A 13,819-nucleotide genomic window follows, 5' to 3' on the forward strand; every position below is an offset into this window, starting at 1 on the left:
TGTAAGCCTTACAATTTTTTTAAATAACACATCTTTTTCTTGAATTACGAAAAATACATTGTTATACTAACAGTGTCGATTGGGAAATGTATGAATTTGAGATAATTATACGTTTCTCTTATATTTTTAAGTATTCTGGGACAGTAATCGACACAGATATGGTCACACATTGTCCCAGGGAAAGGAGGGAACGATGAATTCGGACTTTTCTTTGCTCGAAGCGCTCGTTCCCGACGTCTTAAAGATTCTTCGACAAAGGTATCTTGTCCTTGAGCAGATAGCACTTCATGCACCAATTGGGCGGAGAAGTGTGGCTCAGCATTTAGGGCTTTCAGAGAGAAATGTAAGAACTGAGACTGAATATTTAAGTCAGTTAGGTTTGATTGAAACTAAAAGTTTCGGCATGTTCTTAACTGAAAAGGGCAAGAAGACATTACAAGATGCAGGTCCGTTGATTGATCGTCTCTTTAATGCGGGTGAAACGGAATTGGCATTAGCTAAGAAGCTAGGGATCGAAAGAACCTTGATTGTGCCTGGCAATGCTGATTTACAAGATCGCGTTTATGAAGAGATGGGGGAAGAGTTAAGTTCAGCATTAAGTTTACTCTTGCCATTAGGTCATTCAATAGTTACAATTCTAGGTGGAGCGGCTTTAGCAAAATCCGCTAAGTATTTATCTCCTAGTTTAGGAAATAACCGCCAGTTAGAATTTGTTCCCGGTCGAGGAGCTTTGGGCGAAAATGTAGAAACACAAAGTAATACAATCGTCCAAGAAATGGCAGCTAAAACCTCGGGTACTTACAAAACATTGTATTTACCTGAACAAGTTTCAGATGCAGCGTATAAATCTTTGATACGTGAATCCTCGATTGCGGATGTTCTGCAAGATATTTCGCAAAGCGATGCTGTGATTCATGGCATTGGGTTAGCCCAAGAAATGGCACAGCGAAGAGGATATAATTCAATTAGACTTTCCGAGCTTCGCGAAAAGAAGGCCGTCACCGAATGTTTCGGGTGTTTCTTCGATGAAAATGGCAAGGTTGTCGACCGTATAACCCAGGTTGGATTACAGTTTGAGAACCTATACAAAATACCCCACATATTTGCCTTTGCCTGTGGTGCAAGAAAAGCCAAGGCAATCAAAGCATATATGCCAAATGCACCTCATCAAACCTGGTTAATTACTGATGAAAGTGCCTCAAATATGATTTTAAAGGGGAAATAAAATCCCGTTTAAAATAAATTGTTGTTTATAGTTCTTAAAGGAGGACTTTTAGGTTATGACAGTTAAAATTGGTATTAACGGTTTCGGCCGTATCGGTCGTTTAGCATTCCGTCGTATTATGGATTTAGGCGAAAAGAGTAAGGATATCGAAGTTGTTGCTATTAACGACTTGACTACTCCATCAATGCTTGCTTACTTACTTAAGTACGACACTACTCATGGTACTTTCAACCACGAAGTTTCATCAACTGAAGACGCTATCGTAGTTGACGGCAAGAAGTACCACGTATACGCTGAACCACAAGCACAAAACATCCCATGGGTTAAGAACGATGGTGTTGACTTTGTTCTTGAATGTACTGGTTTCTACACTAGCAAGGCTAAGTCACAAGCTCACCTTGACGCAGGTGCTAAGCGTGTATTGATCTCAGCTCCAGCTGGTAACGACTTGAAGACTATCGTTTACTCAGTAAACGAAAACACTTTGACTCCTGACGATAAGATTGTTTCAGCTGCTTCATGTACTACTAACTCACTTGCACCAATGGCTAACGCTTTGGACAAGGAATTCGGTATCGAAGTTGCTACTATGACTACTATACACGCATACACTGGTACTCAAATGACTTTGGATGGTCCTGCACGTAGTGGTAAGGAACAAGATGCTCGTGCTGCTGCTGAAAACATTATTCCTCATACTACTGGTTCAGCAAAGGCTATTGGTTTAGTATTGCCAAACTTGAACGGTAAGATGAACGGTCACGCACAACGTGTTCCAGTTCCAGATGGTTCAGAAACTGAATTAGTATCAATCTTGAGCAAGAAGGTTACTGCTGACGAAGTTAACGAAGCTATGAAGAAGTACGAAAGTCCAGCATTTGCTTACAATGGTGACCACATTGTTTCAAGCGATGTTTTGAACATGACTGCTGGTTCAATCTTTGACCCAACTCAAACTATGGTAACTACTGCAGGTGACAAGCAATTAGTTAAGACTGTTGCTTGGTACGACAACGAATACTCATTCACTTGCCAAATGGTTCGTACTTTATTACACTTTGCTACTCTTTAATCATTAATTTAAATTAACTGATTATAGTTAAGTGGTAATTGAGAAGGCGGAGGGAGATTCTTCCTTCCGCCTTTTTTTGAAGGAAAAATATCAAAATAATCGGAGGATTATAATGGCTAAATTAATCGTTGACGATCTTGATGTTAAAGGCAAAAAGGTTTTAGTACGTGTAGACTTCAATGTTCCTATTAAGGACGGCGTTATCGGTGATGACAACCGTATCGTTGCTGCACTTCCAACTATCAAGTACATCATTGAACATGGTGGTAAGGCTATTTTACTTAGTCACTTGGGCCGTGTTAAGTCAGATGCTGATAAGAAGGAATTATCATTAAAGCCAGTTGCTGAACGTTTAAGTGAACTTCTTAAGAAGCCTGTAACTTTTGTACCATCAAACGAAGGTAAAGAAGTTGAAGACGCTATCAACAACATGAAGGATGGCGACGTTGTTGTTCTTGAAAACACTAGATTCCAAGATATCGACAATGACTTTGGTAAGCGTGAATCAGGTAACGATCCTAAGCTTGGCGAATACTGGGCAAGCCTTGGTGACATGTTTGTAAACGACGCATTTGGTACTGCTCACAGAAGTCACGCATCAAACGTTGGTATTGCTACTGCAATGAAGGAAAATGGTAAGCCTGCAGCTGCTGGTTACTTACTTGAAAAGGAAATCAAGTACTTAGGTGACGCTGTTGACAATCCTGTACACCCATTCGTAACTATCTTGGGTGGTGCTAAGGTTTCAGACAAGATCGGTGTTATCAACAACTTGATTCCTAAGTCAGACCACATCTTAATCGGTGGTGGTATGGCTTACACCTTCTTAGCAGCTCAAGGTCACGAGATCGGTAAATCATTATTTGAAGCTGACAAGGTAGACCTTGCTAAGGAATTGCTTGAAAAGGCTGGCGACAAGATCGTTCTTCCAGTTGACAACGTAGCTGCAACTGAATTCTCAAACGATGCTTCACGTGAAGTTGTTGGTGATGACATTCCTGACAACATGATGGGTCTTGACATTGGTCCTAAGACTATTGCTAAGTTCAAGGATATCTTAAAGGATGCTAAGACTGTTGTTTGGAATGGACCAATGGGTGCTTTCGAAATGCCTAATTTCGCAGAAGGTACTTTGGAAATCGGTCGTGCATTAGCAAACCTTACTGACGCAACTACTATTATCGGTGGTGGTGACTCAACTGCTGCTGCTAAGCAATTGGGTATCGCACCTAAGATCAGCCACATTTCAACTGGTGGTGGTGCTTCACTTAACTACCTTGAAGGTAAGGTATTGCCAGGTATCGCTTGCGTACAAGACAAGTAATTTTAGCTAAGGAGATAATAGACTAATGAGTCGTACACCAATTATTGCTGGTAACTGGAAGTTACACATGAATCCAGAACAAACTGCTGAATTCGTTGACGCTGTTAAGGACAAGTTGCCAGATCCAAGTAAGGTAGAATCACTTATTTGTGCACCTGCAGTTGACCTTGATGCTTTAAGAAAAGCAGCTAAGGGCTCAAACTTACACACCGGTGCTGAAAACTGTTACTTTGAAGACGAAGGTGCTTACACCGGTGAAACTTCACCTAAGGTCTTGAAAGAAATGGGTATAGACTACGTAATTATTGGTCACTCAGAACGTCGTGGCTACTTCCACGAAACTGATGAAGACATTAACAAGAAGGCTAAGGCAATCTTTGCTAATGGCTTAAAGCCAATTATTTGCTGTGGTGAATCACTTGAAACCCGTGAAGCAAACAAGCAAGAAGACTGGGTTGTTGGTCAAATTAAGGCTGCTTTAGATGGTCTTACTGCTGAACAAGTTTCAAACCTTGTTATTGCTTATGAACCAATCTGGGCTATTGGTACTGGTAAGACTGCTTCATCAGACCAAGCTGAAGAAATGTGCAAGACTATTCGTGAAACTGTTAAGGACTTGTACAACGAAGAAACTGCAGAAAACGTTCGTATTCAATACGGTGGTTCTGTAAAGCCAGCTAATATTAAGGAATTAATGTCAAAGCCTGACATTGACGGTGGCTTAGTTGGTGGTGCTTCACTTAAGCCTGAATCATACTTAGAATTAGTAAACTACCAAGACTAATTTGATTACTAAAAAGGAACTTCTTACATAAAGAAGTTCCTTTTTGTATGCATTTAATAACAGATGATAAAACTAAAAGCTGCTGCCGACGCCTAAATATAAGGGAATACATTGGTAAATAATAACATCTAACCCTTGTATTTTTTATCTAAAAAAGTATAATAGGTAATGGAGGTTGAAATAATACAGAGTAAACCTTCATTATTCAGTCTCTGCCTAATAATTCCTTATTACTTAATAAATACAAACTTTATGGCAGAAGATACATCTATATCTATATTACTTTCTAGAAAAACCGTTATGAAGATCTTTCATAACGGTTTTTTCTATTTAATTAGGATTTATTTCCAACTTTTTGGCAATTGGTGGAAATGTTGGCAATTTTAATGGAGTGCCATGCCATTGAGTAAATAATACTGAAGTGAGTAAGATAAATGGAATGTCCTCTGGCTTAGTGATATTGCAAGTTAAAACAACGCCGTGTTCTGCCACGATTGTTTTAACATTGGCAATACTCTTAAAGCCAGATCTAAAAGTATAAGTTCCTCGCTTAATGCTTCCTGTAACAATATATTTTAATTGAGTTAAATAAAATATGTTGGTATTAGGAGTGTTAAGCTTTTTAACACTAACTAAAGAATGATCTACTACGTCGATCGTGAAGGACGCAATCAATCCTGTACCATCAGTAAATAAACGCCCAATTTCATTTCTATTGGTGTCATATAGATATAAAGTATGATTTGGATTATCAAGATTACCTTGAATAATAAATTCAATTTTTCCCTTAGGATTGATCACAGGAATTTGACCATAATCTTTTTCTTGATTAAGTTCTAGCCAGAACAACATACTTTGTCACCTCTGATCCTGTTTATTTTCCTTTACAAATTGATTTAATATATAAGCTACACCGTCTTCATTATTAGTTTTAGTAGTAATTTGTGCTAATCCTTTTATTACTGGAACAGCGTTACCTATCGCTACACCTATTCCAGCTTCTCGAATCATGCTTTCATCGTTGAGATTATCTCCAATAGCGGCAATTTCATCACGCTTAATATTTTTTAGCTTAGCATAGTCGAGTAAGGCAATACCTTTTTGTGCTTGCTGAGCATTAATTTCAATATTAGATGATGAACTTGAAGTAACAACTAAATCTCCAATTTGCGCTACTTCTTTTTTAACATTATCAAAAGCTTCATGACCACGTGAATCAAATGCAATGATTTTCATCACTTCAACCTCAGGATTATGTAATAAATCTTCAAAATGGTCAACTTGCTTCATATTCATAATAGTCTTGTTTCCTGCAGAAATTGCAACTGCCTGCTTGAAATCAAGCAAAGGATTCAGGTCAACCATTAAATGAGCTACATTAGAGATACGTTGGTTTAAATCTTCAGTGTAAACTTGATCAGCGGTGATTATTTCAAAATAAAATCCTGCTTGATGCAATAATTCAACTATTTCTAAGGCTTTATAAGTGGGAATCTTATGTTTGACCATTAATTTACTGTCTTCATCAAAAACTAAGGCCCCATTTAAATTAATAAAACCCGTGTGCAAACCAGCATCCTTTAGAATGGCACGAGATTCACGTGGAGCTCGACCGGTAGCAATTAAAAATTCAATGCCATTATCTTGTGCATTTTTCACAGCTTGAATATTTGCTTCAGAAACGGACATATCAGAATTAAATAATGTACCATCGAGATCGCAAGCTACCAATTTGATCATAAAATTTCCTCCCAATTACTATTAAATTAATGATACCATAAAGGAGATTAGAAAAGAGGGTGTAAGACTTGGCTAAAGAATTAATCGGTAATGACTGGGATAAGGTTTTAGATCCAGTTTTTGCAAGTGATAAGTATCACGAATTGCATAATTTTTTGAAGGAAGAATATTCTAATAAACGTATTTTTCCAGATATGTATCATATTTTTACTGCTTTTAAATTAACGCCATTTAATAAAACTAAAGTGGTGATTTTGGGCCAAGATCCATATCATAATCCAGGACAGGCAAATGGCATGAGTTTTTCTGTTATGCCAGGTACACCATTACCACCATCGCTTAGAAATATTTATAAAGAACTTTATGACGATGTTGGTGCACGTCCAGTTAACCATGGCTATTTAAAGAAATGGGCTGATCAAGGTGTATTGCTTTTGAATGCCGTATTAACTGTCCCTTATGCCCATGCTAATGGTCACCAAGGTAAAGGATGGGAAGATGTAACAGATACTGCTATTAAGGCATTAAGTGAGCGAGGAAAGGTTGTTTTTATTTTATGGGGTAGATTTGCTCAGAATAAAATCCCATTAATTGATCAAAGTAAGAACTTTATTATAAAATCATCTCATCCGAGTCCATTTTCAGCTGATAGAGGATTTTTTGGCTCGCGTCCGTTTTCACGTTGTAATACGGCACTACTTAATTTTGGCGAGACGCCAATCGATTGGCAATTGTCAGAAACAGTAAATAAATCTGATTTAGCATAAGAGGTATATATATGAGCGTATTTTCATTATTTAAAAAACAAGTTGAAGCAGCAAAAAACAAAAAGAGAATTGTGTTTCCCGAAAGCGATGATTTAAGAATCTTGACTGCCGTTTCTAATTTGAACAAGGACGGCATAATTGAACCGATTTTAATTGGTAACAAAGAGAATATTGCCAAGACAGCTGAAGAAAATAATTTGGATCTTGCCGGAGTAAAAATTTATGATCCTAATAATTATGCAGATTTAGATGAAATGGTAAAAGTATTTATAGAAGCTAGAAGAAAAGATACTAGTGAAGCTGAAGCCAGAGCAAAATTAGCTAAGGAAAATTATTTCGGCACCATGCTTGTAAAGATGGGCTTAGCTGATGGAATGGTATCAGGTGCAGCTCATTCAACTGCAAATACTGTTTTGCCTGCTTTGCAATTGATTCATGCGGCTGAAGGGATGCATCGTGTGTCCGGTGCCTTTGTCATGGAAAAGGGCGATGAAAGATACATTTTTGCCGATTGTGCAATTAATATTGAACCAGATAAAGAAACTTTAGCTGAAATTGGTTATCAATCAGCATTAACCGCTAAGATGGCTGAAATTGATCCAAAAGTAGCATTTTTAAGCTTTTCTACTAAAGGATCTGCCGAAGGACCAATGGTTGATAAGGTTCATGATGCAACCGCAATGTTCCAAAAGAGTCACCCAGAAATTCCTGCAGATGGGGAATTGCAATTTGATGCCGCATTTGTTCCAACTGTTGGTGAAAAGAAAGCACCTGGTTCTAAAGTAGCTGGTCATGCAAATGTCTTTGTATTTCCAGAACTTCAATCAGGAAATATCGCATACAAGATGGTTCAACGTTTGGGTGGTTTCACTGCTGTAGGACCAATTTTACAAGGTCTAGCTGCACCAGTTAATGATTTATCTCGTGGATGCAGTGAACAGGATATTTATGACTTGGCAATTGTTACCGCTGCCCAAGCTTTAGCAAAGGATGAAAAATAATGACTAAGTTAGAAATTAATTCTGCAGAGGAGATGCAAAAATTAGGTGCATCTTTAGCTAAAACAGCTAAGCCTCATGATTTGCTTTTATTGAATGGAGATTTAGGTGCAGGTAAGACAACTCTTACACAAGGCTTAGGTCGTACGTTAGGCGTACATCGCCCAGTTAAAAGCCCAACTTTTACTATTGTGCGTGAGTATCGTGAAGCTAAATTACCACTTTTCCATATGGATTTTTATCGTTTGGAAAATGATGATTTGTCCTCAATCGATTTAGATGGCTATCTTGCTGAACCAGGCTTGGTAGTAATCGAATGGCCTCAATTAGTAATGAATGATTTGCCTGATGAATATTTGCAATTAACAGTCACTAGAGTAGATGACAGCTGGGATTCAACCAAGCGTGTAGTTGAGTTAAATGCGCATGGCAAACGCAATGAAGAATGGGTTAAGGATGCTTTAACTGAATATGAAAAAGATCTAGGATTATTCATGTCCTAGATTTTTTTAAATTTGATAAATTAAATTTTTAATCGCTTCATCGCCGAATTTTTTATTCTGATTGATTAAAATCCTTGCACACGCTTCGCTGTCACTTAAGGCGTTGTGATGGTGCCATAATTCTACATCTAAAGCGTCTGAAACTGTATCTAACTTATGGTTAGGCAGTTCAGGTTCAAATAACTTGCTTGTAGCCAAAGTATCGATAACCAAATAATGTGGTTCTTCAATGTTATAACGCGCTAAACTTTGACGCATGACGTTGGTATCAAATCTAGCGTTATGAGCAGCGACCAACATACCTGGTTGGTACAATCCTTTTATTTTAGGCCAAACTTCAGCCATAGTCGGCGCATTTTTAACATCATCAGCGGTAATTTGATGCACTTGAATGTTACGAGCATCAAAAGACATTTGCGGATTAATTACTGTATAAAAACGATCTACGATTTTGTTGTCTCTAACCATTACTAGAGCTAGTGAACAAGCACTTTCAGGAAAATGATTGGCTGTTTCAAAATCCATTGCAATAAAATTCATAATTTTCTCCTTTGAAAATAAAGTATCACATTATTATGAGTGAATCCAGGCTCTATATGATGTAAAATAAAACAAGAAACTATAAGGAGGCAAAATTGTGGAATTACTTGATCTAAAAAAACAGGGAATTAATATTAAAAAGCAAATTCCATTAAGTAGATATACTTTTACTAAGACTGGTGGGGAAGCTGAATACTTAGCTTTTCCGAAGAGTACTGATGAAGTAGAAAAATTAGTGAAAGTTACTCGTGAAAATAAAATTCCATTAACGATTATTGGTAATGCCTCAAACCTGATTATTCGCGATGGCGGAATAGATGGTTTAGTTATTATTTTAACGGATTTAAAAGAAATAAAAGTAAAAGATAATAAAGTAACAGCTGATGCAGGCGCAAAGATTGTCGATACTGCTTTTACCGCAGCGCATCATGGATTAAGCGGCATGGAATTTGCGGCAGGCATCCCCGGCAGTATAGGCGGCGGAGTATTTATGAACGCTGGAGCCTATGGCGGTGAAATGCAAGAAGTAGTAGAAAGTGTCAAGGTTTTAACAAGAGCAGGAGAATTTAAGACCTACTCCAATAAAGAAATGGAATTTAGTTATCGCCATTCCTTAGTTCAAGATAATGGTGACATTGTACTTAGCGCTACGTTTTCACTTACTCCTGGTAATAAGTTAGAAATCTTAGATCATATGCATTATCTAAATGCACTGCGTCGGTATAAGCAACCAGTTGAATATCCTTCATGTGGTAGCGTATTTAAACGACCGACAGGTCACTTTGTAGGGCCAATGATTATTAAGGCTGGATTACAGGGGAAACAAGTTGGTGGTGCTCAAGATTCTACTAAACATGCAGGCTTTATTGTTAATAAAGGCGGCGCTACTGCGACAGATTACCTTAATTTGATCCATCTTATTCAAAAAGTAATCAAGGAGAAATACGATATTGATTTGCATACGGAAGTAAGAATTATCGGTAAGGAAAAATAAAAAAGAGTAACTAAAACAAGCTACAGGCTATCAAACTTGTAGTTGTTTTTTATGTGGGGATGGAAATGGATATTATTAAATTAAAGCACATTACTAAGCAATATGATGATGGTTTTGTTGCGCTTAAGGATATTAATTTAACAATTGAATCAGGAAAATTTTATTCTTTGCTTGGCCCAAGTGGATCTGGCAAATCAACTATTTTGCGAATTATTGCTGGTTTTTCACAACCCAGTAGTGGGCAAGTCTTTTTTAATGGAAAAGACATTACAGATTTAGATGCAGCTAAGCGTCATATTAATACCGTTTTTCAAAATTATGCGCTTTTTCCGCATTTAAATGTTTTTGAAAATGTTGCATTTGGTCTAAAGATTAAAAAGCAGCCGATGGACAAAATTAAACCAGCGGTTAAAGAAGCACTTCATATGGTTCGTTTGGATGGATATGCTAATCGTGAAATATCAGAACTTAGTGGTGGACAACAACAGCGTGTGGCAATTGCCCGGGCAATTGTTAATAAACCTAAGGTATTGCTGCTTGATGAATCACTGTCATCTCTTGATAAGCGTTTGCGTAAAGACATGCAATTTGAATTGATAGCCATTCAAAAGAAACTTGGGATTACTTTTATTTTTGTTACGCATGATCAAGAAGAAGCCCTTTCTATGAGTGATGAAATTTTTGTTTTAAACGATGGCATGATTCAGCAAAGTGGTAGTCCTGTTGCGATCTATGATGAGCCGGTTAATGATTTTGTTGCTCGTTTCATTGGAGATTCCAACATTTTATCAGGGCGAATGATCAAAGATTACGAAGTCGAATTTGCTAACAATAAATTTAAGTGTGCAGATGGTGGAATTAAACCAAACGAAAAAGTTGAGGTAGTGATTCGACCAGAAGACCTAGATATTGTTGCGCCTGAAAAAGGCAATATTGTTGTTACAGCCCAGACACAGCTTTTCTTGGGGGATCACTTTGAAATTAAGGCTGTTGATGCTAATGAAAATGAATGGCTGATTCATTCAACTAATGGAGTGAAATTGGGTGAACGAGTAGGATTGTTTTTTGATCCTGAAGATATTCACGTTATGCGGCTTAATGAAAGTCAAGAAGACTTTGATGCACGGATAGAGAAATATGAGGGGGATGAAAATGAAAACTAAGAAAGCTTTCTTTTTGGTCCCATATTTGGCTTGGATTATCTTATTTGTCATTTTGCCAATCTTGCTTATTTTATGGTATTCATTCACAGATAGCAGTCATAGCTTTACTTTAAGCAACTATGTCACATTTTTTAAGAATGGTACTTTTCTTAAAATGATGATTAATTCATTTTGGTATGCTTTTTTAATTACGTTGATTACCCTGTTAATCTCGTATCCGGCAGCATATTTTTTAACTAAAATGAAGAATCAGCAGTTATGGCTTTTATTAATTATTTTGCCAACTTGGATAAATTTATTGCTAAAAGCTTACGCATTTATTGGAATTTTAGGTAATAATGGCTTAGTTAATAAGTTCTTACATTTATTTGGAATCGGCCCCGTAAATATTTTGTTTACCGACTTTGCCTTTGTTTTTGTTGCGACTTATATTGAAATTCCGTTTATGATTTTGCCAATTTTTAATGCGATTAAAGAAATTTCACCAGCGGTGATTCAAGCGTCGAAAGACTTAGGGGCAAGCAAGTTGCAAACATTTCGCTATGTGCTATGGCCATTATCACGTCCTGGCGTGGAAAGCGGTGTTCAAGCCATTTTTATTCCATCACTATCGCTCTTCATGTTGACGCGATTAATCGGTGGTAACAAGGTAATTACTTTAGGTACTGCAATCGAAGAGTATTTCATGACAACTATGAATTGGAATATGGGTGCCACGATTGGCGTGGTTTTGATCATATTGATGATAGTGGTAATGCTCCTTACCAACAAAAAGACTAAGAGAAAGAAGGTTAACCTATGAGAAACAAGCATTTAATAGCTAGAATATATCTTTCTTTCACATTAGTGTTATTGTATGTGCCAATTTTTTATTTGATATATTTTTCTTTTTCAAGTGGCAAAAATATGAATAAATTTGAGCATTTTACTTTTGCTCATTATCAAACTTTGTTCCAAGATAATCGTTTGCTGGCTATCTTTTTAGAAACGATTTTGTTGGCACTTCTCTCTAGTTTGATTGCGACAATTATTGGCACATTTGGTGCGATTGCGATTAGTGCTATGAAAAAGGAGTCACATAAAAATGCTACTTTAGCCTTGAATAACGTATTGATGGTTTCACCTGATGTAATCATTGGTGCTAGTTTTTTGATCTTCTTTACAGCATTGGGAATAGGACTGAATTTCGGCTCTGTTTTGCTTAGTCATATTGCTTTTTCTATTCCAATTGTGGTATTGATGGTTTTACCGCGGCTTAATGAAATGGATTATTCTCTTATTGATGCTGCACGGGATTTAGGTGCTAATTCGTGGCAAGTCTTTAGTCATGTGTTGATCCCAACAATCATGCCAGGGATTTTTTCTGGTCTATTTATGGCATTAACTTATTCATTAGATGATTTTGCTGTAACGTTTTTTGTTACTGGAAATGGCTTCTCGACTTTATCTGTAGAAATCTATTCAAGAGCACGTCAGGGAATTGATTTAGAAGTTAATGCTTTGAGTACTGTGATGTTTCTGTTTGTTTTGCTTTTAGTAGGAATCTATTACTTTATTACCACTAAAAAGAGTAGATGCAAGAATCATAGAGTAATAGGAGGGTTGGTCAAATGAAAAAGATTATCATTGCCATTGGAGCAACTCTTCTAGCTTGTTTAGGATTAGCATTTTGGGCAAATCGATTAGAAAAACCAGCTGTTGCAGGCAACGGACAAAATTTGATTATCTATAATTGGGGTGATTATTTAGATCCTCAATTAGTAAAAAAATTTGAAAAGCAAACTGGTTATCATGTGGTGTATGAAACTTTTGATTCAAATGAAGCGATGTATACCAAGATTAAGCAGGGAGGAACAGCTTACGATTTAACTATTCCTTCTGATTATATGGTTACTAAGATGCTAAAAGCTCATTTGCTTGATCGATTAGATAAAAAAGAAATCCCTAATATGAAATATATCGGCAAGAGTTTTTTGCATAAATCTTTTGATCAAAATAATGATTACTCCGTTCCTTACTTCTGGGGGACATTAGGAATTGTTTATAATGATAAATTCGTTAAGAAAGGCTCTATTAAAAACTGGAATGATTTGTGGTCTAAAAAATATCGCAATCAAATTTTATTAGTTGACTCTGCTAGGGATGAAATGGGGATGACCTTAGTTTCATTAGGCTATTCTATGAACACTACGAGCAGCTTAAGATTACGTCTAGCACAAACGAAGTTAGATAGTTTAGGTCCTAATATTAAGGCGATCATATCTGATGAAATGAAGATGTACATGATTCAGAATGAAGCAGCTATTGGAGTGACATGGTCAGGTGAAGCATATGAAATGATGGAGAGCAATCCACATTTACATTATGTTGTGCCTACACAAGGCTCAAATTTGTGGTTTGATAACTTTGTTGTTCCTGAGACTGCTAAAAACAAAAAAGCGGCCCTTAAATTTATCAATTTTATGCTTGAACCTAAAAATGCTGCTCAAAATGCGGAATATGTAGGATATGCAACGCCCAATATCGAGGCACAGCTTTTGTTGCCAAAGAGAGTAAGAGAAGATAAGCAATTTTATCCTGATGAAAAAACGTTGCGCAATTTACAAGTGTTCAAAGATTTAGGCCCTAAAAAAACACAAGAATATAATGACCTGTTTTTAGAATTTAAAATGTATGCACGCTAAAAGTGGATATGTTCTTTACAGCTGG

The 13,819-nt window shown here is 36.8% G+C and carries 15 protein-coding genes; 12 read left to right on the top strand and 3 right to left on the bottom strand.

The window, feature by feature from the left end; all coding sequences use genetic code 11:
- The first annotated feature begins 193 nt into the window (after positions 1-193).
- The 4 genes from HMPREF0518_RS03245 to tpiA all read left to right on the top strand — a co-directional run bounded on the left by HMPREF0518_RS03245 (position 194) and on the right by tpiA (position 4,405).
- Positions 194-1,225, top strand: a complete 1,032-nt coding sequence (locus tag HMPREF0518_RS03245; RefSeq protein WP_003626045.1) for a sugar-binding transcriptional regulator — start codon at positions 194-196, stop codon at positions 1,223-1,225.
- Positions 1,226-1,280: 55 nt separating this feature from the next.
- The gene (gap, locus tag HMPREF0518_RS03250) at positions 1,281-2,297 is read left to right on the top strand and encodes a type I glyceraldehyde-3-phosphate dehydrogenase (protein WP_003626047.1); all 1,017 of its coding nucleotides are present in this window, start codon (positions 1,281-1,283) and stop codon (positions 2,295-2,297) included.
- Between the two features lie 112 nt (positions 2,298-2,409).
- Positions 2,410-3,621: a phosphoglycerate kinase gene (locus tag HMPREF0518_RS03255; protein ID WP_003633479.1), complete on the top strand. Its 1,212-nt coding sequence runs from the start codon at positions 2,410-2,412 to the stop codon at positions 3,619-3,621.
- A gap of 25 nt (positions 3,622-3,646) precedes the next feature.
- Positions 3,647-4,405 (top strand): triose-phosphate isomerase, encoded by a 759-nt coding sequence (gene tpiA / locus HMPREF0518_RS03260; RefSeq protein ID WP_003626051.1) that lies wholly within the window; start codon positions 3,647-3,649, stop codon positions 4,403-4,405.
- Positions 4,406-4,735: 330 nt separating this feature from the next.
- On the opposite strand, the gene HMPREF0518_RS03265 is transcribed toward tpiA, so the two are convergent.
- Entirely contained in the window at positions 4,736-5,257 is a 522-nt protein-coding gene (locus tag HMPREF0518_RS03265) for an LURP-one-related/scramblase family protein (RefSeq protein ID WP_003626053.1), read from the bottom strand.
- A 6-nt stretch (positions 5,258-5,263) separates the two neighbouring features.
- Entirely contained in the window at positions 5,264-6,145 is an 882-nt protein-coding gene (locus tag HMPREF0518_RS03270) for a Cof-type HAD-IIB family hydrolase (protein ID WP_003626056.1), read from the bottom strand.
- Between the two features lie 68 nt (positions 6,146-6,213).
- Here HMPREF0518_RS03270 and HMPREF0518_RS03275 point away from each other — a divergent pair, with 68 nt between their 5' ends.
- The 3 genes from HMPREF0518_RS03275 to tsaE are packed head-to-tail and all read left to right on the top strand — an operon-like array spanning position 6,214 to position 8,413.
- On the top strand, positions 6,214-6,912 hold the full coding sequence (locus tag HMPREF0518_RS03275; protein ID WP_003626058.1) for a uracil-DNA glycosylase: 699 nt from the start codon (positions 6,214-6,216) through the stop codon (positions 6,910-6,912).
- 11 nt (positions 6,913-6,923) lie between these two features.
- A complete protein-coding gene (pta, locus tag HMPREF0518_RS03280; protein ID WP_003626060.1) occupies positions 6,924-7,913 on the top strand; it encodes a phosphate acetyltransferase in 990 nt (329 codons plus the stop codon).
- Entirely contained in the window at positions 7,913-8,413 is a 501-nt protein-coding gene (tsaE, locus tag HMPREF0518_RS03285; protein WP_003626063.1) for a tRNA (adenosine(37)-N6)-threonylcarbamoyltransferase complex ATPase subunit type 1 TsaE, read from the top strand. The genes pta and tsaE overlap by 1 nt, the downstream gene beginning before the upstream one ends.
- Before the next feature lie 6 nt (positions 8,414-8,419).
- Here the strand turns inward: tsaE and HMPREF0518_RS03290 are convergent, their stop codons facing one another.
- Positions 8,420-8,953: a 3'-5' exonuclease gene (locus tag HMPREF0518_RS03290; protein WP_003626064.1), complete on the bottom strand. Its 534-nt coding sequence runs from the start codon at positions 8,951-8,953 to the stop codon at positions 8,420-8,422.
- 97 nt (positions 8,954-9,050) lie between these two features.
- On the opposite strand from HMPREF0518_RS03290, the gene murB reads away from it, so the two are divergent.
- The 5 genes from murB (at position 9,051) to HMPREF0518_RS03315 (ending at position 13,794) form a co-directional block, all read left to right on the top strand.
- Positions 9,051-9,947: a UDP-N-acetylmuramate dehydrogenase gene (murB, locus tag HMPREF0518_RS03295; protein ID WP_003626065.1), complete on the top strand. Its 897-nt coding sequence runs from the start codon at positions 9,051-9,053 to the stop codon at positions 9,945-9,947.
- A gap of 65 nt (positions 9,948-10,012) precedes the next feature.
- A complete protein-coding gene (locus HMPREF0518_RS03300; RefSeq protein WP_023061657.1) occupies positions 10,013-11,110 on the top strand; it encodes an ABC transporter ATP-binding protein in 1,098 nt (365 codons plus the stop codon).
- A complete protein-coding gene (locus HMPREF0518_RS03305) occupies positions 11,100-11,912 on the top strand; it encodes an ABC transporter permease (protein WP_023191916.1) in 813 nt (270 codons plus the stop codon). Before HMPREF0518_RS03300 ends, HMPREF0518_RS03305 begins: the two co-directional genes overlap by 11 nt.
- Entirely contained in the window at positions 11,909-12,724 is an 816-nt protein-coding gene (locus HMPREF0518_RS03310) for an ABC transporter permease (protein WP_003626068.1), read from the top strand. Before HMPREF0518_RS03305 ends, HMPREF0518_RS03310 begins: the two co-directional genes overlap by 4 nt.
- On the top strand, positions 12,721-13,794 hold the full coding sequence (locus HMPREF0518_RS03315; RefSeq protein WP_003626069.1) for an ABC transporter substrate-binding protein: 1,074 nt from the start codon (positions 12,721-12,723) through the stop codon (positions 13,792-13,794). Before HMPREF0518_RS03310 ends, HMPREF0518_RS03315 begins: the two co-directional genes overlap by 4 nt.
- Positions 13,795-13,819: the final 25 nt, after the last annotated feature.

This window comes from Lactobacillus helveticus DSM 20075 = CGMCC 1.1877 (genome assembly GCF_000160855.1).
Classification (GTDB): domain Bacteria; phylum Bacillota; class Bacilli; order Lactobacillales; family Lactobacillaceae; genus Lactobacillus; species Lactobacillus helveticus.

What these genes read in the sequence shown, in the direction of transcription:
- HMPREF0518_RS03245 (WP_003626045.1), top strand. Translation starts at nt 194, where the DNA reads ATGAATTCGGACTTTTCTTTGCTCGAAGCGCTCGTTCCCGACGTCTTA.
- gap (WP_003626047.1), top strand. Translation starts at nt 1,281, where the DNA reads ATGACAGTTAAAATTGGTATTAACGGTTTCGGCCGTATCGGTCGTTTA.
- HMPREF0518_RS03255 (WP_003633479.1), top strand. Translation starts at nt 2,410, where the DNA reads ATGGCTAAATTAATCGTTGACGATCTTGATGTTAAAGGCAAAAAGGTT.
- tpiA (WP_003626051.1), top strand. Translation starts at nt 3,647, where the DNA reads ATGAGTCGTACACCAATTATTGCTGGTAACTGGAAGTTACACATGAAT.
- HMPREF0518_RS03265 (WP_003626053.1), bottom strand. Translation starts at nt 5,257, where the DNA reads ATGTTGTTCTGGCTAGAACTTAATCAAGAAAAAGATTATGGTCAAATT.
- HMPREF0518_RS03270 (WP_003626056.1), bottom strand. Translation starts at nt 6,145, where the DNA reads ATGATCAAATTGGTAGCTTGCGATCTCGATGGTACATTATTTAATTCT.
- pta (WP_003626060.1), top strand. Translation starts at nt 6,924, where the DNA reads ATGAGCGTATTTTCATTATTTAAAAAACAAGTTGAAGCAGCAAAAAAC.
- tsaE (WP_003626063.1), top strand. Translation starts at nt 7,913, where the DNA reads ATGACTAAGTTAGAAATTAATTCTGCAGAGGAGATGCAAAAATTAGGT.
- HMPREF0518_RS03290 (WP_003626064.1), bottom strand. Translation starts at nt 8,953, where the DNA reads ATGAATTTTATTGCAATGGATTTTGAAACAGCCAATCATTTTCCTGAA.
- HMPREF0518_RS03300 (WP_023061657.1), top strand. Translation starts at nt 10,013, where the DNA reads ATGGATATTATTAAATTAAAGCACATTACTAAGCAATATGATGATGGT.
- HMPREF0518_RS03305 (WP_023191916.1), top strand. Translation starts at nt 11,100, where the DNA reads ATGAAAACTAAGAAAGCTTTCTTTTTGGTCCCATATTTGGCTTGGATT.
- HMPREF0518_RS03310 (WP_003626068.1), top strand. Translation starts at nt 11,909, where the DNA reads ATGAGAAACAAGCATTTAATAGCTAGAATATATCTTTCTTTCACATTA.
- HMPREF0518_RS03315 (WP_003626069.1), top strand. Translation starts at nt 12,721, where the DNA reads ATGAAAAAGATTATCATTGCCATTGGAGCAACTCTTCTAGCTTGTTTA.